Here is a 25,654-nt window from a genome sequence, read left to right as displayed (position 1 = left end):
TGAAAAAAAATTCGTTGAATAAAATTTGTAATGTTTTTATAATTAAGTTATTTAAAACATTGAAAGAATGGAGGGTGAGACTGTTGCCAATCAACATTCCAAAAGATTTGCCAGCCAAAGAAATACTCGAACAAGAAAACATTTTCGTCATGGATGAGGAGCGGGCCTATTCGCAAGACATTCGTCCGTTAAATATAGTGATTTTAAATTTAATGCCGGAAAAAGAAAAAGCGGAAACACAGTTATTGCGCCTTCTTGGCAATTCGCCGCTGCAAGTGAACGTCACTTTTTTGCGCCCAGCTACCCATGAGCCGAAAACGACAAGCAAACATCACTTGGAGCAGTTTTATACGATCTTTCCGCATATCCGCCACCGCAAGTTTGACGGAATGATCATTACCGGCGCTCCGGTCGAACAAATGCCGTTTGAAGAAGTCACATACTGGAAAGAGCTAACGGAAATTATGGAATGGACGAAAACAAACGTTACTTCCACTTTACATATTTGCTGGGGAGCGCAAGCCGGCCTTTATTATCATTACGGCATTCCAAAATACCGGCTGCCGCAAAAATGTTTTGGCGTTTTCAAACATTCGCTGGAAAAGAAAAATGTCAAACTATTGCGCGGGTTTGACGATGTCTTCCGCATGCCGCATTCGCGCCATACCGACGTTAAACGCGAAGATATTGAAAAAGTGCCGGAGCTGACGATTTTATCCGTTGCCGAAAAAGCCGGCGTATGTTTAGTCGCATCCAATGACGGAAAGCAAATCTTTTTAACCGGCCACCCAGAATACGACGCCACGACATTAAAAGAGGAATATGAACGCGATTTGGCCAAAGGCTTGCCGATTCACATTCCGGAATCGTATTTTCCAGACGACGATCCGACGAAACAGCCCCTCAACACTTGGCGCTCGCATGCCAATTTATTGTTTGTCAACTGGCTGAACTATTATGTCTATCAGGAAACACCGTATGAATGGGAATAAGTATTTTTAGGGATTTCATAGTCGTTGGTGGCCGGAAAAATCACATCAAATCAACACTTTTGTGTCATGGCCATATTGGTTTGTCGGGTGTGGTTGTGATAAATACGTGGTCAACATACGGTCGTGCCCGCCCTCATCACCTCCAAACAAAAGAGGCTGGCTTCAAAAGGTCGATTCAGCGGCCTTTTGAGCCAGCCTCATTTCAGCTTACGATTTCAAAGATCTGCTTCAAATAAATATCCCACATTGCAATTCAAGGATTAATTTACATTAAATTACAATTATTTAATAATACTTATTTTGAATTTGTTGCCATCATCAAAACCAATAAAATAATTCCCCTCAATGGCACCTATCCAGTTTCTATCAAAACAATCTTTTATATCTTCTACTATTTTCATTAAAAGTTCTCTTTTATTCTTGACTCCATATACATCCAAACTGTAACCACTCATCTCAATTCCTTTTGGTTTCGCGCTAACAAACGTATTATTCAACATTTTGAATTCGCCATCTTTATAACCTATAATACCGTTATCCGACTTGATGCAAGCTAAATTGTATTTGAAGAGTATATCAGCTAACTCTTTTATAAATACTGAACTCATCTGCATCCCAATCCCCCCGCAATCGCATAAATAATTTCATCCCGCCCCGCATGGCTTGGCGTTTACTTAATTTGTCAGCTAGTCCATCCCATGTATACCGTCTTGTCCAATCCCATAATCGAATCAGCCTTTGATACCTTTCCGGCAATTGTGTATATACCCGTTCGTTCGATGGCGTTGGCCCTTTCCTCTAACGGTGCTAACCGCTTATGTGCCGCCAATCGTACAGCGATGGATTCTGTCGGCTTCCCTAGAAGAGAATCGCGGCCGCCACCTATGTTTTCATCGACTCCCTCTCGACAAAACATGATACTATTTCGAATCATTTGTATCTCTTTCAACGTATCGTGATAGCAATACAATTCTGCTTCGATATGTTGGAACGCATCTTTTTAAGCTTCATTGCTACCGCCATTTCCAATCACCCTTCGACATTATATAATAAGCATGTTCTCCTTTGTATTCCTCCGCTTGACAACTAACGCAAAGTAAAATGAGAATATCAACTATGTTTTGTCCACTCATGCGATTTTACTGCTGATTTACTGCAAAATTACTGCGTTTTATTCTACCATGTCACCCGTTCACGATTCTAATGCCTTCAAATATGCGCATGTTTGAATTTCAACACTTCGCAATACACCATCTTGCCTATCAAAACACCCATTCCACAACATCCGGTGCTTTGTAAAACGTTGCCAGCAACGCAAAAAAAGGGAGCGTCCCGCTCCCCTTTTCCATGTTCAGTTACACGCAATATTCGATGGGTAACAATTCTAAACACTCATTAACATTTTTCTTCCCCATTCCCTTTATTTCAGTAAAAACCGTTATATTTGTTTGTTATTTTCCATACTAAAAACAAAGAATAATTGCACGCTTCTTGACAAAATGGCGGAAAACGATTATCCTTATTCGCGATTGTTCACGGAAACTTCCTCCCCCTCGACAAAACTAGTCAAAGGATTCGACAACCTCTAAAACGAAGTTAAACAATATAGAAAGATGCAGCTAGAAAGGGATGAGTGGCACGTGAGAGCAGAACGGAGAAAGCAATGGAAAATACACTGGCGCAAATACAAACATTTGTATAAAGGGGCTCGCACGGAACGCCGCAATAAATGGCGGCAAAAATGGGAAGAAAAATATACCGCAAGCTAAAAAACCTTGGCGAAACGCCAAGGTTTTTGCTTTTCCGTCTGCAAGGTATTTTTCTTATTTTTTGCGCTTCTTACGATGGTCTAGTTCCCTTTCGCCATTTTTCATACGATACGGTAGCTTGATAGAGGAGGTGCAGAAGAATAAGCTACACCGGGAAACAGAAACGTCTTTGCGTTGATTGTTGTATTGTTTTTTTTGTTGATTATTGTCGGCACTGCATTTGGCGGCTACGGTTACTAAACAACATAGAGGGACAAAAGAAAAGCGAGGGAGCTGTTTGGCAAACAAGCAGCTCTCTTTATTGTTTTTATCTTATACGCAAAGACAGCGATTGCGCACATCTTTATTTCTTCCGCAGCATAAAAACCCACATAAACGTCAACGCTTGCTTCAGCTCGGTCGGCAACGGGCCGATGAGGCTTTCGGACACCTCCCGTTTATACACCCCTTGTCCGTCGATGATCTCCCATCCATTCTCTTTGGCTAACTGCTCGAATTCCCACGGCATCATCGTATTGCAGATGACTGGTTTCCCGTATAAACGCGGATAGCTGTTGACGCGCGGCGCAGCGGTTGGTCCGAGAATGCCGGCGCAAAAATAGCCGCCTCGCTTTACCACCCGTTTTGCTTCTTGGAGAGCCACAAGCGGCCGCTCCGTCCATTCGAGGGAATTAACGGCCATCGCCGCGGCAAACGTTTCATCGGCAAACGGCAGCCTCGTTAAATCGCCCTGCACAAAGCGAATCCGTTCGCTTTCGCCTCGTTCTTTTGCTTTTTCGATCATTTCCGCTGATAAATCGACGCCGGTTACCTCATATCCTGCTTTAGCCAGCTTCCATGCGCCGTAGCCGTCGCCGCAACCTAAATCGACGATGTTGCTTCCTTTCGGAATGTAAGAAGCAATAAAAGGGATGATCGTTTTTCGGCTGCCCCTCTCCCACATCTCCTCGCTGCTTTGGTGCCAAAACTCGGCTCTTTCATCCCACTGTCTTTCTGCTTCTTTATGCCAATCAAATGTTGCCACGAATATCACCTCTTTTTACATAAAATGTTCTCTTTTCACTAAAAATAACAACAGGAAAAGAAAGAGTAAATGACAATGAACGAGCAAGAAACGTCTGTCGACGGGCAAAAATCACCAAAGTGACTTATTAGCTTGAAATATCGACAGGATGGGAGCTTTCGTACCAAAAAGCACTGATGAAAGCGGAAAGCGGCGTGATTAGTGGCTTCCATATCGCAAACGAACGGGATGGCGAACGATCAAATCCGGATGGAGATGCGTTCAACAATCTCGGTCATATTCTAAATTTCCTAAAAAAGAAAGGATGAAGCAATGATGACAAAACAGCCGAACAAAGGAAGCAAAAATCAAAACGCTCCGACGCAAGATGCTATGTCCTTGCTTAATGGCCCTGTTTCCGGGGACAACAGCAAAGGCAGAAAACAAAACAAATCGCAAAACGACAAAACCGACCTATATGAGTAAAAAGGGATGAGCTACAGCTCAATCCCTTTCATCGCCGTAACGCCTTGCTCATAATCGTGTTTGATCAGTTTCATCTCAGTAACAATGTCGGCGATCTCGATTAATTCCCGCCTCGCCGAACGGCCGGTAATAACTAAATGAAGATCAGGCGGACGCTTTTCTATTAATCGAAGTACGTCTTGAACGGAAACGATATCATCAACCGGAAACCGGTCAATCGCAAGCGCATTATTCAGTTCATCTAAAATAATTAAGTCGTACATACCTGATAATACTTTTTCTTCCGTAAATCCCCATGCCGCTTTCAATGCCTGCCGGTGTACTTCCGGCGTTTTCGTCCACGTAAACCCGGCACCCATTTGATACATTTCGATTCCAAGTTTTTGAAATATAAGATATTCGCCATACATGCGTTCCGGTGACTTAATAAACTGAATGACGGCGACTTTTTTCCCCCTTCCTGCCGCTCGTATCGCCAATCCGAGAGCGGCGGTCGTTTTTCCTTTTCCATCCCCCGTATAAATGATAATGCGCCCTTTCTTTTTATGTGGTGGCAACCGTCTCACCTCGGTTCATCTCAGCAAACCATTGAATCGTTTCACGGAGCCGAACGACCTCTCCGACAAGAATAATCGCTGGATGGGAAAGACCAGCTTTCTTGACGACATCGGCAATCGTCTGCAACGTACCGACAGCCGTGCGTTGTCGTTCCGTCGTTCCCCATTCGATCACCGCCACAGGAGTATTCGACGGTTTTCCATGTTCGATCAGCTTTTGGCAAATATACGGCAAATTGCCGACACCCATATAAAAGGCAATCGTGTCGCTTCCTTTCGCTAATCCTTCCCAATGAAGACGGTCATCTCCCTTTTCTTGACGGCCGTGGCCAGTAACAATGGTAAACGAAGCAGCATATTCCCGATGTGTAACCGGTATGCCGGCATAAGCGGCAGCTGCAATTCCCGCCGTCACGCCAGGAACGATTACAAATGGAATGCCATGATGCGCAAGTACCTCTGCTTCTTCCCCGGCCCGTCCAAAAACGCAAGGATCGCCCCCTTTTAGACGAGTGACAATTTTTCCTTGTTGTGCTTTTTCGACTAACAGCTCATGAATCCATTCTTGAATGAGCGCGTGCTTTCCCGGCTCTTTTCCGCAGTAAATGAGTTCCGCATCGTTTTTGGCATATTTTAGTAAATTTTTATTAATCAACCGGTCGTAAATAATGACATCAGCTTGTTGAATACATTCCAATCCATAGACGGTAATCAGCTTTTCATCGCCGGGACCGGCACCGACGATATATACTTTTCCATTTGTCATGATTGTTTTCCTGCTCCTTCTACAGAATTTGAAATATGGGCAGAAGCAAATGTCGCCATTTCTTTTATCATCGCTGTCGCAAATGTCAACAGCGGAAATGCCACAGCCGCGCCGCTGCCTTCGCCAAGGCGCATGCTTAAATCGATGAGCGGCTCTTTCCCTAATAATTCAAGAGCAATTTGATGACCAATTTCTTGAGAACGATGACCAGCAATCATATAATCGGCAACATCCGGAGCGAAAAGCTTAGCTACAAGTGCAGCAACCGTACAGATAAATCCGTCCAATAAAATCGGAACGCGCCGCTCCGCTGCCGCTAACATCGCTCCTGCCATCGCAGCGATTTCCAAGCCACCGATTTTGGCTAATAATTCAATCGGTTTAGACGGATCAGGCTTATGAAATGACAACGCACGGCGAATGACATGGACTTTATGCACCATCTTCTCTTCCGAAATGCCTGTTCCTCTCCCGACGAGTTGTTCCATTGGCTTGCCGCTCACCGCCGTTAAAATGGCACTCGCGGTCGTCGTATTGCCGATGCCCATTTCGCCGACAATGAGAGTACGAGCCCCCTTGCCGATGATTTCCTTTGCTTGTTCGTAACCAACTATTAGCGCTTGTTCCGCTTCCGCATCGCTCATCGCTTCCATTTCGCAAAAATTGTTTGTTCCGTACCGCACTTTTTTCGAAATTGCAGCTTTATGTTCAATTGGTGCAGCGACCCCGACATCAACAATGGCAAATATGGCGCCGATTTGCCGGCTGAATACGTTAATCGCCGCGCCGCCTTGAACAAAATTCCATACCATTTGTGCCGTTACTTCCGGCGGAAACGCTGACACTCCTTCTTTCGCAACACCGTGATCAGCAGCAAACACAAGCACGCCAGGCGGGGAAACATCGGGGAATTTGCTCCCTGTCATTTCTGCCAATTCAATCGCTAATTTCTCTAAACGGCCAAGGCTGCCAACCGGTTTTGTCAATTGGTCGACGTAAGCGCGTACCTCTTTTCCTATTTCTTTATCAATCTTTGGAATCGAAAATAACATTACACATCACCCTTTTGAAACGCATGCATTTTTTCTTCGATTTCTTCGATACGGACATGCCGCTTTACATGATCGGCAAGGCGGTCAAAAGCTTGTTCTCTTATAGTACGAAACGACTGACGTCCGTAAATAGGCGCTAATCCTTTCTCGCAGCGAATTTTGTTCAATAACGCCTCACGGAACGCATCATTATGAAAAAGATCGTGAAAATAGGTCCCCATCACCCGTTCATCCTCGCTTTTCCCGCCTTCTTTCCGCCCGTGCATCTCAATAAGAGAAATATGCCCTGCTAACGGTTCAGAGCGGCCCATATGAATCTCATATCCTTTCACAGCAAACCGCTCGCCGGCAAATGTTACGATTCCTTCCGATAAAATCGTCGTTTTTTCGCGCTCAAGCGTCGTCTCAATCGGAAGGAGATTCAATCCGGCAATTTCCCGAAGCGGTGTTTCAACACCAAATGGATCACGGATACGAACCCCTAACATTTGATAACCGCCGCATATTCCGACAATCGTCACATGGTGATGTTTGTTGAGCTGTTCAATTTGTTCCGCAATCCTGTTTTTCTTCATATATAGCAAGTCTTCAATGGTGTTTTTACTGCCCGGCAAAATAAGCAAATCTGGCTTCCCAAGTTGAGATGCCGTCGTTACAAAGCGAACGTGGCAGTCCGGCTCAGCCAAAAATGGGTCCACATCTGTGAAATTAGCTATTTTCGGATATCGAATAACGGCAATATCAATGTCTTTATCCGGATTGACGTTTGTGGACATTTGTTCTAAACGAACAGAGTCTTCCGCGTCAATATGCAAATCTTCTAAATATGGAACGACGCCTAACACGGGAACGCCAGTATATTGTTCAAACCAATCAAGACCCGGCTTCAATAGCGCCAAATCGCCGCGGAATTTATTAATGATCACACCGATAATGCGCTGTCGATCTTCTTTTTCTAACAGCTGCAACGTTCCTACTAAACTGGCAAACACTCCGCCCCGTTCAATATCGCCAATCAGCACGACCGGAGCGTTGGCCATGCGGGCAACACGCATATTGACAAGTTCGCGGTCGTTTAAATTAATTTCTGCCGGACTCCCCGCTCCTTCGATGACGAGCCGGTCATATTCATTCATTAATGCGTCGAGCGACTCTCGAATAATGGCTAACCCTTTTTCAAAAAATTCGGTGCGGTACGCGAACGCCTGCATATTTTTATACGGCTTTCCGTGCACGACGATTTGCGATTCATGCTCGCGGCTCGGTTTAATTAAAATCGGATTCATATCCGTTGTTGCGGCAATGCCAGCCGCTTCCGCCTGTATTCCTTGCGCCCGGCCGATTTCTTTCCCATCGATCGTCACATACGAGTTCAGAGACATGTTTTGCGATTTAAATGGCGCCGTTTTCCAGCCGCTTTGCGCGAAAATACGGCAAAACGCCGTGGCAATAATGCTTTTTCCCGCATCGGAATGCGTTCCTTGAAACATGATCGGCAACGCTTTAGCCATGTTCTTTCACCTTCTCGCATTTCGTTAGCCAATTTTCAACCATTGACGGACAAGACGCAAAATGAAAATGGACATAGCCTGCAATTAAGTTTCGATGCTGATAGCCATCTTTTTTCGTGCCGCGCAGCCCCGTTGTTTCATAGGCAAACGGAATCTCGCTGCGCGCTTCGTACGTAGAATAATGAAACTCATGCCCCCGCGCTCGCAATCCTTCCGGAAGCAAAAAGTTTCCTGGTTCTCCTTTCACCTCACGATATCCAAGCGCGACGAGCTTCGGATGCATGACAATCCGTCCCGGAATGACGCCAACCATGTCATAATACTGGCCTTCTGTCGTTTCAATGCCTTCGGTTAAAAACATAAATCCCCCGCATTCTGCCAATGTCGGAAGCCCGCTTTCGACCGCGGTTTTGATCGACTGTTTGACACTTCGCTGTTCGGACAACTGTTTTGCGAACTCTTCGGGAAACCCGCCGCCGATATATAACCCATGTACCCCATCTGGCAGCGGCTCGCCGGCAAGCGGGGAGAAAAAGACTAACTCGGCACCATACGCTTGTAACATCTCTAAATTTTCCGGGTAGTAGAAATGAAACGCCGCGTCTTTTGCGACCGCAATCCGTACATCATACGATTTGTTTACATCGAAATACGATCGAGGAACGTTTAATGCTGGGGCTTCCGCCAGCTTGAGCAACGCGTTAAGATCCACCGTCTTGGCAACGCGCTCGCCTAATTCCGCAAAAAAATGATCTAATTCCCCGCGCTCAATCGATGGAATGAGCCCTAAATGACGTTCAGGAATGTGAAGCGCATCATCTTTGGTTAAAAATCCGACCACGGGGATGCCGCATTCTTGTTCAATTGCCGTTTTCACAAGACGAAAATGCCCTTCGCTACCGACGCGGTTGGCAATTACTCCCGCAATGCGCACGCGTTCATCAAACATTTGAAAACCGCGGACAACCGCTGCCGCGCTCCGTGCCATGCCGGCGCAGTCGATGACCAATAGCACCGGACTATTCGTTAATACGCTGATTTCCGCTGTCGTTCCTTCGTTTGTCGTCGGCCGCTTCCCGTCAAACATCCCCATGACTCCTTCAATAATGGCGATGTCCGCCCCTTCACAGCCTTTTGCGCAAATCGCTTGAACCGCTTCGTGCCCAACCATCCAGCTGTCCAAATTGCGCGACGGTCGGCCCGTGACAGCAGTATGATAGGTTGGGTCAATATAATCTGGGCCGCATTTAAACCCTTGTACAATGTAGCCTTTTTGTTTTAACGCCGCCATCAATCCAATCGTTATGGTCGTCTTGCCAACGCCGCTTCCCGTCCCGGCGATTACGATTCTTCGCATGCTGTTTTCCCCCTTAATGGTGTAAAAGTGCCACAGAAATCGTGACATTGCCTGCTTTTTTCTTCACTAATTCTAATTTCTCTGCACCGCTATAAAGCTTCGCTGTCGGCTCGCTCACACCGTAAGCGCCTGTATAGCGGTACACGGTTTTAGAAGGCTGTTCGATGTTTACTTGATTCAGTTGTTCAGGGGTATAATAGACGAATTCCCATCCATATTTTCGCACAACTTCAAGCAACCCTGGCTCGTCTTTTTTTAATTCGATCGTACATACAGCTTTCACGCTTTTCATTGAAAAGAGCAGCTTGTCTAATGTATCGCGAATGACGGATTCAATTTCTTCCGCCGCTGTGCCGCGGTTGCAACCAATGCCGAGCACGATCACTTTTGGGCGGTACAAAACACCGTTTTGTAAAATCGCTTCTTCCTCTTTCGTTAATAAACGATGGGTAACAACAAGCGCGGCATCCGGTTTTGCCGCTAGCGCTTTCTCAATCGAATCATAAACAAGGATATTGTTTGGCAGCGGAGTATCATAGTTCCACCAATTTTTCTCTCCTGATTCCTGCACAATAGCAACGCGCTGTTCATTGACGACGGCGGCGCTGACAGACGTCAGCTTTTCGTCGGATTCCCACTCCCAGCCGAAGGAACGGCCAAATAAATCAACGGCAATCGTTTTTTGTACGTCAGACGCAGTCGTAATGACGGGATGGGCATGTAAAATCTCCGCGACTTGCCGAGTCAGTTCGTTCGCTCCGCCAAGATGTCCGGAAAGAACGCTAATGACATGTTCCCCTTTATCATCAATAACGACAACCGCCGGATCAGTTTTTTTATCTTTTAACAGCGGTGCAATCATCCGCACGACCGCGCCAAGCGAAATAATGAGAATAAGCCCGCGGTATGTTTGAAAAAGCGACGGCAATAATAACCGCACGTTCCCTTCAAACAAGCGAATGCCTTTTTCGTCTTCATCTCCTCTCGCAAACTTATTCGTATAATACACATGAGCGTTCGGAAGCTCCTCGCCGACGCGGCGGGCAATATCAACACCATGCTTCGTAATCGCAACAATTGCATACAACTCCTCACACCCCCTGTCGATATCCGTGTGTGAACGTTTTATCATACAGCTTTGAACGATAGTCGCGCTCGATAATTTCCGGGTCTAGCGCCCATCCCGCTAAAATGAGCGCGTGTTTACGGATGCCGTTTGCGCGCATATCCTCGTCCAGCGTGCCGACCGTCGAACGAACAATTTTTTGATCTGGCCATGTCGCTTTATACACAATCACGATGGGGGTATCATCGTTCCATCCCGCATCCCTTAGTGCCTTTGTTACTTTTTTTGTTAATGTAGCGCTTAAAAATAACGCTAATGTGCAATGATGTTTTGCCAAATCTTCCAGTTTTTCCTGATTTGGAACCGGTGTCCGTCCTTCTGCTCGCGTTAAAATGACCGTCTGCGTTAAATCCGGAACGGTCAGCTCCGCTTGAACAGCCGCTGCCGCCGCAAATACCGAGCTGACGCCAGGGACAATTTCGATTTCGACTCCCTGTTTTTTTAAGAGCGCTATTTGTTCGAGTGTCGCTCCGTAAATCGATGGGTCACCCGTATGGATGCGCACGACTTTTTTACCTTGCTTCAGTTTTTCCAACATCGCCTCGACCATTTGTTCTAAATGCATCCCCGCCGTATGAAACACTTCGGCTTCCGGCTTTCGATAGCGCTCGATCAGTTCGTCATTGACGAGCGAATCAGTGTAAAAAATTGCGTCCGCTTCTTTGAGCAGCTGTGCGCCTTTGACAGTAATCAAATCCGGAGCCCCCGGGCCCGCGCCAATAATATGCAGTTTCACTTTCTCACCACCAATAACGTTAAATATTCCAACTCTACTCCTTCAAGCTGTTCGATATTCCAAATGATTTCTTCCTTTGATGTCACTTTTGTCACCACGGCGGCTTTTTGCAATAAATTTTGTTCGCGAAGAAGACGGATCATCATTTCCATCACTTTCGCCACTTTCAAAAAGACGACGCAATCATGGTCTCTAAGCGCCCTTTTCATCGCCTCATAGTCGTCGCGCGCTGGAATAATCGCCACCTGTTCATCCCCGTCGGCAAGCGGGATCTGCAGTCTCGCCGCCGCCGCGTTGACGGAGGAAACTCCCGGAACAATTTCAATCGCAACATTTGGATACCGCTCTTTCATGATGTTCATCAGATGGATGAACGTGCTATATAAAAGCGGATCTCCTTCCGTCACAAACGCGACATCTTTCCCCGCGCTGAGCTGTTCCCATATCGCTTCCGCCGTTTCGTTCCATTTTTCTGTCAACACATCCATATTTTTCGTCATTGGAAAGACGAGACCAAGCATTTCTTTTTCCGCCGAAGAAAAATATGCTTCAACAATTTGCTGAGCATAGCTTTTGCTGCCGCGCTGTTTTTTTGGATAGGCAATGACATGCGCTTCTTTCAGACGGCGAAACGCCTTCACCGTCAATAGCTCGGGGTCGCCCGGACCAACGCCGATGCCATACAATGTTCCGCTCATTCGTCTCCCTCCCTCTTTGCCGTAATGATATAAATCGGATTAAGCGCATCAAACCGCGTCAGCTCTAAAATCGGCTTGCTTCTTGAGATTTGCGCGAGCGTAACGTCTACTTGAAAGCCGCGCTGCTTTAATCCTTCCACCGCCTGCGCCAGCGTTTCAATCGTTACCGCATTTATCACGATGCGGCCGTTTCGTTTTAAGCGTTGACAACAAACATCAAGCAACGGTCCCATTTCTCCCGACGTTCCCCCGATAAAAATCGCATCCGGATCAGCAAATTCGTCTAAATGCTCAGGAGCTTTGCCGTGTACAAGCGTAATGTCAACGCGGAATTTTTTTAAGTTTTCCTTGCAAATTTCGATATCATGGGCATTTTTTTCAATCGCAAACACGGCGCCTTCGCGGGCGATTTTCGCCGCTTCAATCGCGACGGAACCGGTGCATGTGCCAATGTCCCAAACGACGCTTTTAGCATGAAGGCGGAGCGCGCTAATGCTTAACACGCGAATTTCTTTTTTCGTAATTAGTCCTTTCTCTGGTTTACGCTGCAAAAATTCGTCATCGTCAATTCCTAATGACCACGTCGGTCCCGCTTTTGTTTTTTGTAAAATAACCACATTTAATGGGGAAAACTCGGCATCTGCCATCTCTTCTAATTCGAAAAAGCGGCACCGTTCATCTTGTCCGCCAAGATTTTCTCCGACAAATGCGCGGTATTCGGTCATTCCGTACGAAAGCAGATATTTCGCAATAGTATTAGGAGAATTCGTTTCGTCCGTTAATATCGCTACTTTTTCACATCCGTCGATGCGCTGGGCAAGCCCTTTCATGCTGCGGCCGTGGACGCTGATAAATTCGGCGTCCTGCCACTTTTCTCCCATTTTCGCAAATGCCCACTGAATCGAACTGACCGCGGGATACACTTCGATCGGCAGTTTGCTAGATAAATAGCTGCCAATTCCATAAAACATCGGATCACCAGACGCGACAATGACGGTGCGTTTCGTTTCATGGCGAAGCCGCTCAACAAGCTGTGATAGACTTCCTCGAATCGTGAGCGTTTTGCCTTGATAATCAGGGAAAAAGGCTAAATGACGCTCTCCTCCTACCAATAACTCACTTTCATAAATCCAACGTTCATAAAGGTGCGGGAGGCTCGCTTTCCCATCGGCGCCAATGCCAATTAGTTTAATCGCCTGCATCGTTTCGTACCGCCTTTCCTAATAATTGACCACCCATTGTGTACAGCGATGTTTCGACTGTAATCCCTCCTCCAACTTCCTGTAACGCTGCTAAGCAACAGTGATCGCATAATATTTCAAAAAAACCCCTATTTTCTGCTTTCTGCATCATCTCGCCAACTTGTGATGCCGTATTGGCTTCGCGAACAGCGGCAACGAGTTCCGGCGAAGCACCTGCTTGCTCGGCAATCGCCGCTAAAAATGCGAAATCGACAGGCGCCCCTTTCGAATGGACCATCATGACGCCTTGCGCCACTTTCGAAAATTTCCCCATCATCCCAACCATCGAAACGGTTTTGATTCCTAGTCTTTTGCACTGTTTCAACGTAAAGCCGACAAAATCCCCCATTTCAATAAACGCTTCCTCAGGAAGATGAGGATATTGCCGCATCGCAAATTTTTCGCTCCGTCCCCCCGTCGTAATCACAACATGGTCGCATCCGTTTGCTTTCGCCACTTGAATCGCCTGAATGATGCTTGCGCGGTACGCAGACGTCGAAAAAGGAACGACAATGCCGCGCGTCCCTAAAATCGAAATGCCGCCGATAATGCCGAGGCGCGCGTTTAATGTTTTTTTGGCGATTTCTTCTCCGTTAGGAACGGAAATAATGACGTTCACTCCGCGGGAAATGCCGTATTGTTCCAATACTTCGCGCGCGGTTTCGTGAATCATTTTCCGCGGGACAGGATTAATTGCCGCTTCGCCAACCGGCACCGGTAAGCCCGGTTTTGTGACGCGCCCTACCCCTTTTCCGCCATCTAAATGAATGCCGGGCTGCTCCGCCCATGAAACGGTTGATACAATCGCCGCTCCATGCGTCGCATCAGGGTCATCCCCGCCGTCTTTGATCACCGTTGCTTTCGCCGACTCACCGTGAATCTCGCACGCTTCAATCGCAAACGTCACCTTGCGTCCGACTGGCAAATAAATGATTGCTTCCGTTTGCCGAATGCCGGTAATAAGGGCCGTTAATGCTGCTTTCGTTGCTGCTGTGGCACACGCCCCTGTCGTATATCCTTCTCGTAGCGTTTTTTTCGCTTCCATTTTGTTTACCCTCTCTCTGCCAACAGTGACAGCGCGTTTAGCGCCGCTACTGTAACGGTGCTTCCTCCTTTTCGGCCGATATTCGTAATAAATGGAATATCTAATTTCGCCAACTCCGCTTTCGATTCTGCCGCCGACACAAATCCGACCGGCAGGCCGATCACTAATCCTGGACGCGCTTCTCCTTCTTTAATCAAACGAATCAACTCCAGCAGCGCCGTTGGTGCGTTGCCGATCGCAAAAATCCCGCCTTCCGCCTCCTTCGCCGCTTTTCGCATCGCGATGATCGCTCTTGTCGTGTTGAGCCTTTTCGCCTCCGCAATGACATCTTCGTCGGAAATATACACTTTCACTTTTCCGCCAAACTTTTCAATACGCGTTTTATTCACACCGACTTGTACCATTTGCACATCAGCGACGACCGTTTTGCCGCTGCGTATTGCTTCGATTCCCGCGCGGACGGCATCAGGGTGAAATAACAAGCTTTTTCCAAGCTCAAAATCGGCAGAAGCATGAATGATGCGCTGTACAATCGGATATTGTTCCTCCGTAAAATGGTGTTTACCAATTTCTTCATCAATGATTTGAAAACTTCTTTCTTCAATTTGTTGCGGTTGGACTGTAATCGGACGAAATTCCGTGCGAAAATCCATTGTAAAAACCCCTTTCTTTCATGAATGAATAGATAACGGTACCATTTGTTGTAACGCCTTAACGACATCGGAAAACTGTGAATACACCGTACCATACTGAATCGATGGACGGCGAATGACAATCGTCTCAATCCCTAACTCTTGTGCGGCAGCGATTTTTTCATCGACAAACCCAACTTTTCCGCTTTCTTTCGTAATGAGTAACGTAACACCAAAATGTTGGAAAAGCGCCTTATCGAGCTCTTTCGTAAACGGTCCTTGCATCGCAACAATATTTTCTTGTGGAAACTTTAGTTGTTCGCATTTCTCCATATTGTCTTTGCGCGGCAGCATGCGCGCAATCACGCGCGTATTCGGAAGTCCCATCAGCTTTTTGGCGAAAATGGATAACGTTTTGCTTCCGGTCGTTAGCATAATGACGCCTTGTTTTTTCGCAGCGAGCTCGGCTGCTTCTTCATAATTGTCAACAAACGTGACGCGCTCATAAGCAACAGGAGCCGCTTGCCGCTCGTAACGGATATATGGAACCCCCGCGTCTGCGGCAGCTTGCATCGCGTTTTTCGACGCTTCTTCGGCAAACGGATGGCTCGCGTCCACCATCGCTTTCGCTTTCTTTGCGCGGATCAACTCCGCCAATTGTTCCGCCGTCAGCCGTCCGAGGTGCACCGCTAAGCCGGAAGCACGCAACTGGTCCGCCGCATGTTCTGTAACAACAGTCGCTAATACATCATAGCCCGCTTGTTGGATGCAAAGCGCGAGCTTTCTGGCATCGCTCGTTCCCGCTAATACGATAATCATGCCAGTTCCTCCTTAATGATGATGGTGGTGGTGATGATGCTCTGCAGCATGAAGCCGATATTGGCACATATCGCAGTTCATCATAACTGCCTTGCCAAGCGCTTCTTCTAATCTGTCAAGTACAATCGTTTTTAGCTCCGGATGAAATCCAAAGTAGCCTGCTAGTACAAAATCGACTTGCGGATACTGAAAACGAAATTGTTTTACTTTTTCTTCAAGACGCTTGATAAGTACACCGGTAAACAAAAAGTACGGCAAAACCACCACTTTTCGCGCCCCTAGCTTCACGCAACGTTCCACGCCATCTTCTAACGATGGTGTCGTTACTCCCATAAATGCTGGTTCTACGAGGAAATAGTTCGTTTGTTCCCAAAATAAGCGGGAAATTTTATATAAATCGCTGTTCGCATCCGGATCGCTTCCCCCGCGACCAAGCAGCACTACCGCTGTTTCCGGGTCAGGGTTTTCTATATTTTCACCGATTTCTTGTAATCTCGTTTTTAAGATCGAAAACGTTTGCTCGTGAATGCCAATTGGTCGGCCATAGATGAACGTCACGTGCGGATAACGCTTCTTCGCTTCATCGATCTCCGCTGGAATATGCAGCTTTGAATGGCCTGCTGACAGCAAAATCATCGGAATAACGATAATTTCGCGAGCTCCGGCATCGACACAATGGTCAATCCCTTCGCGAATCGTTGGCAGTCCAAATTCTAAAAAACTCGTTTCGACATGTAAGGATGCTTCAATGTGCGGTTTTAGCTGCTCGACAAACTGCCGGATTTGGTCGTTTCCTTCCGGGTCACGGCTGCCGTGCCCGACAAATAATACTGCTTTCATTCATTTTCTTCCCCCTTATTCACCACAGGCAGGCACTTCGATTTTTGCCGCCTGCTTCGCTTCTTGATACACAAATCCGCCGACTTGTTTCACTCGTTGGAAAAACTTATGAAACCGTTCGTTCGGGTGCGCGCGTTCCTTATATTCTTGAATAACGCGGGTGACAACGGACACAATTTCACTAGGCGGAATTCCTTCAGCGACAAGTTGTCCAGGATGTGCGTTTCTTCCGACCGTTTTTCCTCCTAAAAATAAGTCGAATGCTCCTTTCCGATAGACGATTCCGATATCTTCCCGCACCGCTCCGTAACATGCCATACCGCAGCCGTTTACACCGAGCTTCAATTCTTTCGGAAGCGCCATTCCGCCAAGCTGATCATATAACTCTTCCGCGTATGGAATCGCGTCTTTTTTCTCACCATCGCAAAAATCGCACGCCTTCACCGTAAGCACGTCACCGACAGGAGCGACGGCAAGCCCCGCTTCTTTCAGTCTCGCGACGATGCCGTCCGGGTCAGAAGTAGGCACTTCTATCTTCAAATAATGATCCGGCGTATACATCATCGTTCCGCCTTCGCCAATGATTTCGGCAAGCAACATCATCTGTTTTGGCGTAAAGTTTTTGTTCGCTATCCCTGGGCTAACCGCGATTTCGAAAATCGCTGGCGCAAACGTCGCGCTGTCATCGTGGCGAATCGCCAATTTTTGCAATGCTTCTTCCGCTATTTCTCTTACCGGTTCTGGTTTCGTTTGATCAAGCGCCCACGGTTCCGCTTCTCTGCGAAGCCGTTCGTATGGTTTCAGCGGCTGTTCGGCTGCGCTTAACGTATATTTTCGTTGGTATCCGCGCGGTGTGATCATCAGCCCATCGTATACAAACGTTGAAGAATTGCCGATAATGACGGTCGTAAGCATGCCGATATCGTAATCGAGCATATGCGCTAAATCCGTCAATACGATATGTTGCCGCGCACGATAAGCGCTTTTCACTAATCCGACCGGAGTATTTGGCGAGCGATAACGCAAAAGGATACGCTGCGCTTCGACAATTTGCCGCGTGCGTCGTCCGCTTTTCGGATTATATAGAGCGATGACAAAATCGGCAGCGGCTGCCGCTTCGATGCGCTTTTCTATAAGCGACCACGGCGTTAGGTGATCGCTTAAACTAATGGTGCACGCATCATGCATAATCGGCGCACCTAATAAAGACGCACAAGAGTTGATCGCGGAAATTCCCGGAATCACTTCCACTTCAATGCTGCTTTCTTTCGTCCAGCCTTTCTCGATTAATACTTCATACACGAGTCCGGCCATTCCGTACACACCAGCGTCTCCACTGGAAATGACCGCTACCCTTTTGCCTCGCTCCGCCCATCTCACTGCTTCCTGAGCACGGCTCACTTCCTCAGTCATTCCGGTGCTAATAATTTCTTGGTTTGTCAACAATCCGCGAACTAAGTCTACATAAGTTTTGTACCCGATGACGATATCGCTTTCTTTGATCGCTTCTTTCGCACGCATCGTCATATGTTCAAAGCTTCCCGGACCAAACCCAATGACGAGCAATTTTCCATTCATTCTTATGCTCCCCCTTTCCACGTTTCCATGATAATGGATAACCCTAACCATAAACTGTAAAGACCAGTTACAGCCCCAAAAATGAAAAATAATTTTTCTTTCATTCTCGCTTTCATAAATCCCCATGAAAGGCAAAAGGTCATGCTGATTGTCGCCACGAGTAAACCGATGACGAACAAACTAAGCTGTAGCGCCGCGATGCACATATCCACTTTCCCTGTCGCATGGGTAAGAATCGCTAGTTGCGTCGGGCTTTCAACCCCAATACCATGAATAATTCCAATTATAAAGGCACTGAGCCAGCCGAATCGAAGCCATGAAGTCGTTTCTCGTTGATCTTTTCTGTTCATGCGACGAGCGAGCGTCGTCAGCCATTCATAGACGATTTTTATACGGCTTTTCAGCTCATATTGCTGCTCCTTTTGTTGAAAAAGTGACACGAACATCCATCCACCAAGGATAACTAACGTGCATCCAACAAAAATTTCGATCATTCTGATAATAGAAGAAGGAAGATGGAAACCGGCGAAAATGACAATCATCCCCATCAAAAACACAATGAATCCATGTCCGAATGCATACATCACTCCTAAAGACACTTGCTTCTGCCGCTGTGGTTCACTCCCGACCATATCGGCAATGGCTGCGACGTGATCACTATCCATTCCATGACGCATGCCAAGAAAAATCGCTAACATGGCATATGTAATCCACTCCACTGTTACCTACCCCTTTTTTCTGATTTTGAAATTCCAATAAGAGAATTAGATGTCGCGGAACGAATCAATCCTTTCCCTTCTCTGTAGTAATACGTCATCGCTTCTTCTAACAGCTGACTATCTCGCAAATGTTTTTGCACAAGTTCCCGTCCCTTTTCTGCGTTCATGGCTTTGTACCATATTCCTTCAGGGTAGACGATGACAACACACGCATCTTCGCACCGACCGTTGCAGCGCGTCCGCGTCGTATGTACGATATCGTCCAACTCCAGTCTCGCAATTTCTTCGCGGATGGCAAGCGTTACTTCCTCTCCCCCTTTACGCATGCAACTGCCTCCGTTGCAAATGAGCACATGATGTTTCATCCCGATTAAATTCCATGTCGCCACTTTATTCCTCTCCTTTTTCTCCCAAATAAAAAAGCACCTCTATACGTAGAGGTGCAGAAAAATGCATACAAATATAGCAAAAAAGTATACCATTCTCCCGCACGTCTACCTATAATCCCGTAGGTATCCGTCCGAACAAATAAGGCAGGTCTCCTGACTTAGGATCATCGCTTTGCTGCGCCTTCCCGAAGTTTCCTTCAGTGACATCATGCAACAAAGCTCCCCATCACAGTGGCGGGTACCGTGACGGATTTTCACCGTACTTCCCTTTTAAGCCTGTTCTCTGATGAGAAAGGCACCTTATTTGCTTGGCATATGATATCGATTTTTCATAGAACATTTCTGTTATTCATAGTAGTACAAATTTTCAAACGGCGTCAATCACTTTTTTTCAGCAAGTCCGTTTTTGCCAATACAATCCCGTCGCGATCCGCATATACATAGGCGCCTGGCTCCCAAAGAACACCGCCAAATTCAAGCGCGACATCCCGCTTTCCTTTTCCCTCTTTTTTGCTTTTCACCGGGCATGTACCGATCGCCATCACCCCAAGCGGCATATTAGCGATCTCTGCAGAATCGCGAATGCAGCCATGGATAATCACGCCCGCAAGTCCACGATCGCAGGCGATTTGCGCCAAACGATCTCCAAGCAGCGCGCAATTGCGTGAACCTTTTCCGTCAACAACTAACACTGTTCCCGCAGGAACGGTTTCTAACGCCTCGCGGACGAGCACATTATCCTCCAATACATCGACGGTCGCGATCGGTCCGGAAAATTCCATTTTGCCGCCATATGACTGCATTGGCAGCTGGCAAACTTGCAGTTCACTTAAAAATTCATCGCATAAATCTGCTGTCTTCACCATCATTCCCTCCTCGCTATGTCTTATATTTGACATATTTGTCGAAACTCCTTCTTTTTCCATAAAAAAACAGACAAGCGACGTTGCTTGTCTGTTAGAGACTGGGCTAGCTGGATTCGAACCAGCGCATCACGGAGTCAAAGTCCGTTGCCTTACCACTTGGCTATAGCCCAACGATCACTGTTTAACGTTTTCTTCACAAGAGATTTTCCATTCCTATTATTTCCCGCATTTCTTTCTCTTTATACATGCCGGACAGCGATATGCAAAATATACCACACATCACAAACGTAGTTCATGCAATAAAATCTGCTGCTTGTTGTCCCTTTTCTTGAGATAAAGCCGTTTTGCACTTTGCTTATCATCGATGTATGTCCCTCGATGTTTTGCAAACAATAATGTCACTATTTCAAGAACCGCTGCCCGCCTGGTTGATTCGCCGCAACCACCATACATGCTTCCCGGCATGGTATCATTCGCGAAAATTCGCGCAGAAAGACCACGACTTTTGTACTACGAAGAATGGCAATATTTTTATTCATCATCGCACTATCTTTTTGACTCATGCAATACCATGTAAAAAGGAGGGAAGTAACCGTGAACAAAGCGACAATCGTGGCGATACCGCTTTTACTCGCGCTTCTTGCATCGTACGCTTCTAACCTTTGGGCAACGGATGATGTCAAGCATCCCCCCTCTACTCGCCATCCGGCCAGCCGGCATATTACTGTCATCGCCCATCGCGGCGCATCAGGATACGCCCCAGAGCATACACTAGCCGCATACAAAAAAGCGCTGGAAATGAAAGCAGACTACATTGAACTAGACTTGCATATGACAAAAGACGGAGAGCTAGTCGCCATTCACGATGCCACGCTGGCCAGAACGACCAATGTAGAACAAGTTTATCTGAATCGTGCTCCTTGGAGAGTAAGGGATTTTACATTAGCGGAAATAAAACGGCTTGACGCTGGCTCATGGTTTAATAAAACGTTCCCGCAATATGCTAGCAAGCAGTATGGCAAGGAAAAAATTCCTACTCTCCAAGAAGTAATCGATTTTACGCAAATAGAGCTACATTTTTGCCGCCTGCGCCAACTCCTCAAGCCGCCTTAGCGCCTCCTCTTTGTCAAAAGAACTGTACCAGCGGTCGTTATGTACATCTAAAATGCGGTAATGCTTGCTGATGAGATTTTGCTGAAGGCGAAACGGCCCTATGCGTTTAATTTCTTTCCACCATACTTTTCCGCCGAGCGTTTTTCCTTTCGGCACATCGATTTCGTCATGGGCGATCGTTTCAACCACTTCAAGCGGGCTATCGCCAAGCACCGATTCGATAATTTCGCTATCACGGAATAGCGCGCATAGCGCGACGACCTGCGTCCAGTTCGCCTGTATCCGCCCTTTTTCAATTTGCACGAGCGTTTTTTTCGAAATCCCTAGCACTTCCGCCATCTTATCTTGCGTATATCCTTTTTCGACGCGAATTAACTTCATTTTGCTGGAGAGAAGATCGATTACTTCTTGTTTATCCATTGTTCTCCCTTCTTTTGTTTACATAATATAATTACTGTTACATTAATATCCCCTTACAAAGGTAATCGTACAATTTTTGGCTTTATTCGTAAATATCCTAATTGCCATTTTCTAGTTTTATCGATTATAATGGCAAAAAACGAAGGGGGAAACGAACTTGCTTAAAATCGTACAATACAAAAACGGACCGTTCTTGCTTTCCACCGATCCAGCACTTGTGCAAATCGACCGCGTCTGTGAATTTCTCGCCCGCTCCTATTGGGCAAATACGAGAGACCGCGCGACGATTATAAAGTCGCTCGAACATTCCTTATGCTTTTCCTTGTTTCACGAACAGATGCAAATCGGATTAGCGCGGGTCATTACCGACGGAGCGACCTTTGCCTATTTGTGCGATGTCTTTATTGATGAGGAATTTCGAGGGCAAGGGCTTGGGAAATGGCTCGTGGAATGTGTGTTGCAGCACCCTGATATCACTTCGGTAAGACGCATTTTATTAGCGACGAAAGATGCGCATGGCTTGTATCGGCAGTTTGGATTTCAGCCGCCAATGCAGCCCGAGCGGATAATGGAAAAAATAAACCCGGAGGCATGAAGCGATCGTATAAATTCTACGGCATGAGCGTCATATTCCTGGCTCATGCCGTAATCTTTTCATTTTTGGTAGTGCGGTTATTTATTGAAAGAAAATGCTAAGCATTTGAAAGCGGACCACGTTTCCAATATAAGCAAACGAGAAGCTGGTCATATGATCGCACCTCCTTTCTTTATAAAGAAGGAGGTGCATGATAAGAGGAAAGGTTATTTTTTTACAAACGAAAACGAAATCTTTTTCTCCTTATCGTCCCACACCAAAACGGCGTCGAACGTTTTCTCTCCTTTTTTAAATCCTTTAATGACGTTCGTTTTCCCATGCTGCAAAAGCTTTTTCACATTCGCTTGCGAAATCGTTTTGCCGAGAATTTTTTTCGAAATCGTAAACGAGCACTTCGTCTTGGCATAATTGGCGCAGCCGTAAAATGTCCCTTTGTCGATGACCGTGCCGCCGCATAGCTTGCAGGTGCCAACAGGCTTTCCAAGCGTCGCCTTCGATTTTGTCCGTTGAATGGATTCGGTATCCAGCCCAGCAAAGTTCCATGTTTCCGACATTTCAACGGCGTCTTGAATAATTTTTGCAGACAGCCTTTTTACTTGCTCCATAAAATGCGCCGCTGACGCCTTTCCTTCGCCAATCTCGCTTAAGCGCTGCTCCCATTTCGCCGTCATTTCCGGAGAAGCCAAAATTTTATCTCCAATGGCTTCGATAAGCACTTTTGCTTTGTCGGTCGCATACACTTGGTTTTTCTTTACTTCAATATAATTTCGCTCTTTCAGCGTCGTAATGATGGCCGCGCGCGTCGCTTCCGTGCCGAGACCTTCCGTTTTGGCCAGCACTTTTTCCAGTTCCTCGTTATCTAAAAATTTCCCCGCTGTTTTCATCAGGGTAATCAGCTGACCTTCCGTATACCGTTTCGGCGGCTGGGTCTTTCCTTCTTTTATACGAACGTTCAGCACTTCACCTTGTTCGCCTTCACGGAGCGAAGGAAGAATCGTCACATCATCCTCCTCGCGCTGGCTAATGACTTTCCGCCATCCTTCCTGGATTTGCTGCTTGCCTTTTGAAATAAAGCGGGCGCGTCCATCGACAAGCGTCGTGACGGTCGTATAGTCAAACACAGCCGCTTCATAATGCGCGGCAATGAGACGGCGCACGACCAAGTCGTAAATTTTCCGCTCATCCGCCGATAACTTCGCCGGATCGACCACTTGCTCCGTCGGGATGATTGCATAGTGGTCAGTTACCTTTTTTTCATTGACATAACGTTTATTATGTAAAATTGACGCGTTTGGCAGCGGAAAAAACGGCTGATACTCCGGAAACGCCCGTAACTTTTGCAAAATGTCCGGGAACGTTTCCGCCTCTCCCCTGGTCACATAGTTCGAATCGGAACGCGGATACGACACGATACCTTTTTGATACAAATTTTGCAAAATATCGAGCGTCTTTTTCGGGGAAAATTGGTACACCTTGTTCGCCGTTGCCTGCAAGGAGGACAAATTGAATAATAGCGGCGGAAGAAACGTTTTTCGCTCCGTTTTTACTTCATTCACTTCTGCCGGCTTGTTTCGGCAAAACTGGGCGATTTTTTGCGCCAGCTGCTCCTCCTTGATCCGCGTTTCTCCTTCTTCGTTTGTCCATTTCCCTTCGTACTGCCTGCCATCAACGGAAAACGTCGCCACCACTTCCCAAAACGGCTCAGGACGAAACTGTTCAATTTCTTTTTCCCGTTTCACGATGAATGCGAGTGTTGGCGTTTGGACTCTTCCAACCGAAAAAACATCATTCATCCCTTTTTGCTTTAGCAAAATGCTGTAAACGCGCGAGGCGTTCATCCCGACAAGCCAATCGGCACACGCGCGAGCGTACGCTTCTTCATATAAATTTCTTGTTTCTGCTTCATCTAACAGCTGGCGGAATCCTTCATAAATCGCTTTTGGCGTCAATGACGAAAGCCAAAGCCGCTTCATCGGCTTTTTCACGCCGCTCATATGAATAATGTTGCGGACAATCAGCTCCCCTTCTCTACCGGCGTCACCAGCATGGATAATTTCCGTCACTTCCGGTTTGCGAAGCAGTTCTTTTACAATCGCAAACTGTTTTGCTTTCGCTTTTTCTACCTCATATTGAAAACGCTCCGGAATGATCGGCAGCGTCTCGAGCTTCCATTGTTTCCATTCCGGACGATACCGTTCAGGCGGCACGAGCTGGAAAAGATGCCCGACCGCCCACGTCATATACGCTCCTTTTGGAAACAATTCATTCGGATAAATTTCGATATAGCCTTGTTGTTTTTTGTTTTTAAAAATGGACGCGAGCGTCGCGCCTTGGTCTGGTTTTTCGGCAATAATCACTTTCATTGTAGACTTCTCCTTGTTGTTCGTTGCGGATTATGGCACTTCATGACCGACCGAGCTTTGCAAAATTTCAAACCATTGCTCGCGGCGAAGCGGCAGCGCAAGCGCACGCACCGCACGAATAATGCGCTCTTTTTTGCCGGAACCGACAATCGGCATCATTCGCGCCGGATGCACAAGCAGCCATGCGTATAGTACTTCGTCGATCGTTTCGGCGCCAAGTTCATCTCTAATTTGTTCGAGCGTCGCGCGCAGGCGTACCGCTTTGTCGTCCGTTGCGGTAAATATTTTTCCGCCCGCAAGCGGAGACCACACCATCGGCGGGATCCGCTTTTCCAAACATAAATCGACCGTACCGTCTTCGATATTTTCTAAGCGATAGGCGGACACTTCAATCTGGTTGGTTACAAGCGGAAAATCTAAATACGACTGCAGCATGTTAAACTGTGAACGTTTAAAGTTGGACACGCCAAAATGGCACACTTTTCCTTCTTTTTTCAGCTGGGTGAACGCCTCCGCCACTTCTTCCGGATTCATAAATGGATCCGGACGGTGAATAAGCAGCACATCGATGTAATCGGTGCGGAAATTTTTTAACGATTGGTGGACGGACGCGATAATATGCTCCTTACTCGTATCATAATGCTTCAAACCGTATTTCGATGCGAGCTTAATCCCACATTTTGTAACAATCTCGATTTGACCGCGCAAGCTTGGCTTTAACGCCAGCGCTTCGCCAAACAACGCTTCACACGTATAATTCCCGTAAATATCCGCATGATCAAACGTCGTAATCCCTTGTTCGAGACAAAATTCAATGAAACTTAATATCTCCTCTCTCGAATAGTTCCAATCCGCTAATCTCCATAATCCGTGAATGATGCGGGAAAATGTTAAATCTTCTGCTAAACGAATTCGTTCCACTACTCGTCCTCCTCTTCTTTTTCGCACTCCTATACATTCCACATCGATTTCCCTATTCCT

29 protein-coding genes, 1 tRNA gene, 1 pseudogene and 1 riboswitch are annotated in these 25,654 nt (G+C 46.7%); of the genes and pseudogenes, 7 read left to right on the top strand and 24 right to left on the bottom strand.

What is annotated here, in order from left to right; all coding sequences use genetic code 11:
* Window positions 1-83 precede the first annotated feature (83 nt).
* Window positions 84-992 carry a homoserine O-acetyltransferase MetA gene (gene metA, locus GCA01S_RS05600; protein ID WP_017434159.1) on the top strand — a complete coding sequence of 303 codons (909 nt, stop codon included), beginning with the start codon at window positions 84-86 and terminating at the stop codon, window positions 990-992.
* Window positions 993-1,273: 281 nt separating this feature from the next.
* Here the strand turns inward: metA and GCA01S_RS05595 are convergent, their stop codons facing one another.
* On the bottom strand, window positions 1,274-1,606 hold the full coding sequence (locus tag GCA01S_RS05595; RefSeq protein WP_042407938.1) for a hypothetical protein: 333 nt from the start codon (window positions 1,604-1,606) through the stop codon (window positions 1,274-1,276).
* A 68-nt stretch (window positions 1,607-1,674) separates the two neighbouring features.
* Entirely contained in the window at window positions 1,675-1,974 is a 300-nt protein-coding gene (locus GCA01S_RS05590) for a hypothetical protein (RefSeq protein ID WP_223845385.1), read from the bottom strand.
* Window positions 1,975-2,632: 658 nt separating this feature from the next.
* Between GCA01S_RS05590 and GCA01S_RS20835 the strand changes: the two genes are divergently transcribed.
* Window positions 2,633-2,761 carry a hypothetical protein gene (locus tag GCA01S_RS20835; protein WP_017434161.1) on the top strand — a complete coding sequence of 43 codons (129 nt, stop codon included), beginning with the start codon at window positions 2,633-2,635 and terminating at the stop codon, window positions 2,759-2,761.
* A gap of 162 nt (window positions 2,762-2,923) precedes the next feature.
* Window positions 2,924-3,001: pseudogene (locus GCA01S_RS19210) on the top strand (YjcZ family sporulation protein); the annotation flags it as partial.
* Window positions 3,002-3,104: 103 nt separating this feature from the next.
* On the opposite strand, the gene GCA01S_RS05585 reads toward GCA01S_RS19210, so the two are convergent.
* Window positions 3,105-3,785 (bottom strand): class I SAM-dependent methyltransferase, encoded by a 681-nt coding sequence (locus tag GCA01S_RS05585; RefSeq protein ID WP_042407935.1) that lies wholly within the window; start codon window positions 3,783-3,785, stop codon window positions 3,105-3,107.
* A gap of 176 nt (window positions 3,786-3,961) precedes the next feature.
* On the opposite strand from GCA01S_RS05585, the gene GCA01S_RS21270 reads away from it, so the two are divergent.
* A complete protein-coding gene (locus GCA01S_RS21270; protein WP_081804169.1) occupies window positions 3,962-4,093 on the top strand; it encodes a DUF3892 domain-containing protein in 132 nt (43 codons plus the stop codon).
* Between the two features lie 7 nt (window positions 4,094-4,100).
* Window positions 4,101-4,250, top strand: a complete 150-nt coding sequence (locus GCA01S_RS20050; RefSeq protein ID WP_183363821.1) for a hypothetical protein — start codon at window positions 4,101-4,103, stop codon at window positions 4,248-4,250.
* Window positions 4,251-4,261: 11 nt separating this feature from the next.
* Here the strand turns inward: GCA01S_RS20050 and cobO are convergent, their stop codons facing one another.
* The 18 genes from cobO to GCA01S_RS05495 all read right to left on the bottom strand — a co-directional run bounded on the left by cobO (window position 4,262) and on the right by GCA01S_RS05495 (window position 20,352).
* The gene (cobO, locus tag GCA01S_RS05580) at window positions 4,262-4,807 is read right to left on the bottom strand and encodes a cob(I)yrinic acid a,c-diamide adenosyltransferase (RefSeq protein ID WP_042407932.1); all 546 of its coding nucleotides are present in this window, start codon (window positions 4,805-4,807) and stop codon (window positions 4,262-4,264) included.
* Window positions 4,794-5,573, bottom strand: coding sequence for a uroporphyrinogen-III C-methyltransferase (gene cobA / locus GCA01S_RS05575; protein WP_042407928.1), 780 nt, complete (start codon window positions 5,571-5,573; stop codon window positions 4,794-4,796). The genes cobO and cobA overlap by 14 nt, the downstream gene beginning before the upstream one ends.
* Complete coding sequence (cobT, locus tag GCA01S_RS05570; RefSeq protein ID WP_042407925.1) at window positions 5,570-6,625, bottom strand: nicotinate-nucleotide--dimethylbenzimidazole phosphoribosyltransferase; 1,056 nt, start codon at window positions 6,623-6,625, stop codon at window positions 5,570-5,572. The genes cobA and cobT overlap by 4 nt, the downstream gene beginning before the upstream one ends.
* The gene (locus GCA01S_RS05565) at window positions 6,625-8,136 is read right to left on the bottom strand and encodes a cobyric acid synthase (RefSeq protein ID WP_042407921.1); all 1,512 of its coding nucleotides are present in this window, start codon (window positions 8,134-8,136) and stop codon (window positions 6,625-6,627) included. Before GCA01S_RS05565 ends, cobT begins: the two co-directional genes overlap by 1 nt.
* The gene (locus tag GCA01S_RS05560) at window positions 8,129-9,493 is read right to left on the bottom strand and encodes a cobyrinate a,c-diamide synthase (RefSeq protein WP_042407917.1); all 1,365 of its coding nucleotides are present in this window, start codon (window positions 9,491-9,493) and stop codon (window positions 8,129-8,131) included. The genes GCA01S_RS05565 and GCA01S_RS05560 overlap by 8 nt, the downstream gene beginning before the upstream one ends.
* Before the next feature lie 13 nt (window positions 9,494-9,506).
* Window positions 9,507-10,580, bottom strand: coding sequence for a cobalt-precorrin 5A hydrolase (locus GCA01S_RS05555; RefSeq protein WP_042407915.1), 1,074 nt, complete (start codon window positions 10,578-10,580; stop codon window positions 9,507-9,509).
* Window positions 10,581-10,584: 4 nt separating this feature from the next.
* Window positions 10,585-11,355, bottom strand: coding sequence for a precorrin-4 C(11)-methyltransferase (gene cobM, locus GCA01S_RS05550; RefSeq protein WP_042407913.1), 771 nt, complete (start codon window positions 11,353-11,355; stop codon window positions 10,585-10,587).
* Window positions 11,352-12,053, bottom strand: a complete 702-nt coding sequence (gene cobI, locus GCA01S_RS05545; RefSeq protein ID WP_042407910.1) for a precorrin-2 C(20)-methyltransferase — start codon at window positions 12,051-12,053, stop codon at window positions 11,352-11,354. The genes cobM and cobI overlap by 4 nt, the downstream gene beginning before the upstream one ends.
* Window positions 12,050-13,255, bottom strand: a complete 1,206-nt coding sequence (locus GCA01S_RS05540; protein ID WP_042407908.1) for a bifunctional cobalt-precorrin-7 (C(5))-methyltransferase/cobalt-precorrin-6B (C(15))-methyltransferase — start codon at window positions 13,253-13,255, stop codon at window positions 12,050-12,052. The genes cobI and GCA01S_RS05540 overlap by 4 nt, the downstream gene beginning before the upstream one ends.
* The gene (locus GCA01S_RS05535; RefSeq protein WP_042407906.1) at window positions 13,242-14,339 is read right to left on the bottom strand and encodes a cobalt-precorrin-5B (C(1))-methyltransferase; all 1,098 of its coding nucleotides are present in this window, start codon (window positions 14,337-14,339) and stop codon (window positions 13,242-13,244) included. Before GCA01S_RS05535 ends, GCA01S_RS05540 begins: the two co-directional genes overlap by 14 nt.
* A gap of 5 nt (window positions 14,340-14,344) precedes the next feature.
* A complete protein-coding gene (locus GCA01S_RS05530; RefSeq protein WP_042407904.1) occupies window positions 14,345-14,992 on the bottom strand; it encodes a precorrin-8X methylmutase in 648 nt (215 codons plus the stop codon).
* Between the two features lie 18 nt (window positions 14,993-15,010).
* Window positions 15,011-15,790, bottom strand: coding sequence for a precorrin-6A reductase (cobK, locus tag GCA01S_RS05525; protein WP_042407901.1), 780 nt, complete (start codon window positions 15,788-15,790; stop codon window positions 15,011-15,013).
* Window positions 15,791-15,802: 12 nt separating this feature from the next.
* Complete coding sequence (locus GCA01S_RS05520; RefSeq protein ID WP_042407897.1) at window positions 15,803-16,630, bottom strand: sirohydrochlorin chelatase; 828 nt, start codon at window positions 16,628-16,630, stop codon at window positions 15,803-15,805.
* Between the two features lie 15 nt (window positions 16,631-16,645).
* Window positions 16,646-18,208: a precorrin-3B C(17)-methyltransferase gene (gene cobJ / locus GCA01S_RS05515; RefSeq protein WP_042407894.1), complete on the bottom strand. Its 1,563-nt coding sequence runs from the start codon at window positions 18,206-18,208 to the stop codon at window positions 16,646-16,648.
* Window positions 18,209-18,210: 2 nt separating this feature from the next.
* Entirely contained in the window at window positions 18,211-18,927 is a 717-nt protein-coding gene (locus GCA01S_RS05510; protein WP_255212260.1) for a HoxN/HupN/NixA family nickel/cobalt transporter, read from the bottom strand.
* Window positions 18,928-18,929: 2 nt separating this feature from the next.
* Window positions 18,930-19,316 carry a (2Fe-2S) ferredoxin domain-containing protein gene (locus GCA01S_RS05505; protein ID WP_042407891.1) on the bottom strand — a complete coding sequence of 129 codons (387 nt, stop codon included), beginning with the start codon at window positions 19,314-19,316 and terminating at the stop codon, window positions 18,930-18,932.
* Between the two features lie 126 nt (window positions 19,317-19,442).
* Window positions 19,443-19,634: riboswitch (cobalamin riboswitch) on the bottom strand.
* Between the two features lie 59 nt (window positions 19,635-19,693).
* The gene (gene rraA, locus GCA01S_RS05500) at window positions 19,694-20,179 is read right to left on the bottom strand and encodes a ribonuclease E activity regulator RraA (protein WP_042408043.1); all 486 of its coding nucleotides are present in this window, start codon (window positions 20,177-20,179) and stop codon (window positions 19,694-19,696) included.
* Between the two features lie 101 nt (window positions 20,180-20,280).
* A tRNA-Gln gene (locus GCA01S_RS05495) sits at window positions 20,281-20,352 on the bottom strand.
* 424 nt (window positions 20,353-20,776) lie between these two features.
* Here GCA01S_RS05495 and GCA01S_RS05490 point away from each other — a divergent pair.
* Window positions 20,777-21,295 carry a glycerophosphodiester phosphodiesterase family protein gene (locus tag GCA01S_RS05490; protein ID WP_375781799.1) on the top strand — a complete coding sequence of 173 codons (519 nt, stop codon included), beginning with the start codon at window positions 20,777-20,779 and terminating at the stop codon, window positions 21,293-21,295.
* Here the strand turns inward: GCA01S_RS05490 and GCA01S_RS05485 are convergent.
* Complete coding sequence (locus GCA01S_RS05485) at window positions 21,254-21,715, bottom strand: helix-turn-helix transcriptional regulator (protein ID WP_042407888.1); 462 nt, start codon at window positions 21,713-21,715, stop codon at window positions 21,254-21,256. The genes GCA01S_RS05490 and GCA01S_RS05485 overlap by 42 nt on opposite strands.
* A gap of 157 nt (window positions 21,716-21,872) precedes the next feature.
* Between GCA01S_RS05485 and GCA01S_RS05480 the strand changes: the two genes are divergently transcribed.
* A complete protein-coding gene (locus GCA01S_RS05480; RefSeq protein WP_042407887.1) occupies window positions 21,873-22,310 on the top strand; it encodes a GNAT family N-acetyltransferase in 438 nt (145 codons plus the stop codon).
* A gap of 206 nt (window positions 22,311-22,516) precedes the next feature.
* Here GCA01S_RS05480 and GCA01S_RS05475 read toward each other — a convergent pair whose 3' ends face one another.
* Window positions 22,517-24,673 carry a DNA topoisomerase III gene (locus tag GCA01S_RS05475; protein WP_042407884.1) on the bottom strand — a complete coding sequence of 719 codons (2,157 nt, stop codon included), beginning with the start codon at window positions 24,671-24,673 and terminating at the stop codon, window positions 22,517-22,519.
* A gap of 30 nt (window positions 24,674-24,703) precedes the next feature.
* Window positions 24,704-25,594, bottom strand: a complete 891-nt coding sequence (locus GCA01S_RS05470; protein WP_042407883.1) for an aldo/keto reductase — start codon at window positions 25,592-25,594, stop codon at window positions 24,704-24,706.
* Window positions 25,595-25,654 lie beyond the last annotated feature (60 nt).

The organism is Parageobacillus caldoxylosilyticus NBRC 107762 (assembly GCF_000632715.1).
GTDB classification, from domain to species: domain Bacteria; phylum Bacillota; class Bacilli; order Bacillales; family Anoxybacillaceae; genus Saccharococcus; species Saccharococcus caldoxylosilyticus.
Note: the sequence above shows the minus strand (reverse complement) of the source record. Positions and strands in the feature narration are given on the sequence as shown.

Coding starts and splice junctions, on each gene's coding strand:
- GCA01S_RS05595 (WP_042407938.1), bottom strand. CDS start 1,606: ATGCAGATGAGTTCAGTATTTATAAAAGAGTTAGCTGATATACTCTTC.
- GCA01S_RS21270 (WP_081804169.1), top strand. CDS start 3,962: ATGAAAGCGGAAAGCGGCGTGATTAGTGGCTTCCATATCGCAAACGAA.
- GCA01S_RS20050 (WP_183363821.1), top strand. CDS start 4,101: ATGACAAAACAGCCGAACAAAGGAAGCAAAAATCAAAACGCTCCGACG.
- cobA (WP_042407928.1), bottom strand. CDS start 5,573: ATGACAAATGGAAAAGTATATATCGTCGGTGCCGGTCCCGGCGATGAA.
- cobT (WP_042407925.1), bottom strand. CDS start 6,625: ATGTTATTTTCGATTCCAAAGATTGATAAAGAAATAGGAAAAGAGGTA.
- GCA01S_RS05565 (WP_042407921.1), bottom strand. CDS start 8,136: ATGGCTAAAGCGTTGCCGATCATGTTTCAAGGAACGCATTCCGATGCG.
- GCA01S_RS05560 (WP_042407917.1), bottom strand. CDS start 9,493: ATGCGAAGAATCGTAATCGCCGGGACGGGAAGCGGCGTTGGCAAGACG.
- cobI (WP_042407910.1), bottom strand. CDS start 12,053: ATGAGCGGAACATTGTATGGCATCGGCGTTGGTCCGGGCGACCCCGAG.
- GCA01S_RS05540 (WP_042407908.1), bottom strand. CDS start 13,255: ATGCAGGCGATTAAACTAATTGGCATTGGCGCCGATGGGAAAGCGAGC.
- GCA01S_RS05535 (WP_042407906.1), bottom strand. CDS start 14,339: ATGGAAGCGAAAAAAACGCTACGAGAAGGATATACGACAGGGGCGTGT.
- GCA01S_RS05530 (WP_042407904.1), bottom strand. CDS start 14,992: ATGGATTTTCGCACGGAATTTCGTCCGATTACAGTCCAACCGCAACAA.
- cobK (WP_042407901.1), bottom strand. CDS start 15,790: ATGATTATCGTATTAGCGGGAACGAGCGATGCCAGAAAGCTCGCGCTT.
- GCA01S_RS05520 (WP_042407897.1), bottom strand. CDS start 16,630: ATGAAAGCAGTATTATTTGTCGGGCACGGCAGCCGTGACCCGGAAGGA.
- cobJ (WP_042407894.1), bottom strand. CDS start 18,208: ATGAATGGAAAATTGCTCGTCATTGGGTTTGGTCCGGGAAGCTTTGAA.
- GCA01S_RS05485 (WP_042407888.1), bottom strand. CDS start 21,715: ATGGATAAACAAGAAGTAATCGATCTTCTCTCCAGCAAAATGAAGTTA.
- GCA01S_RS05475 (WP_042407884.1), bottom strand. CDS start 24,673: ATGAAAGTGATTATTGCCGAAAAACCAGACCAAGGCGCGACGCTCGCG.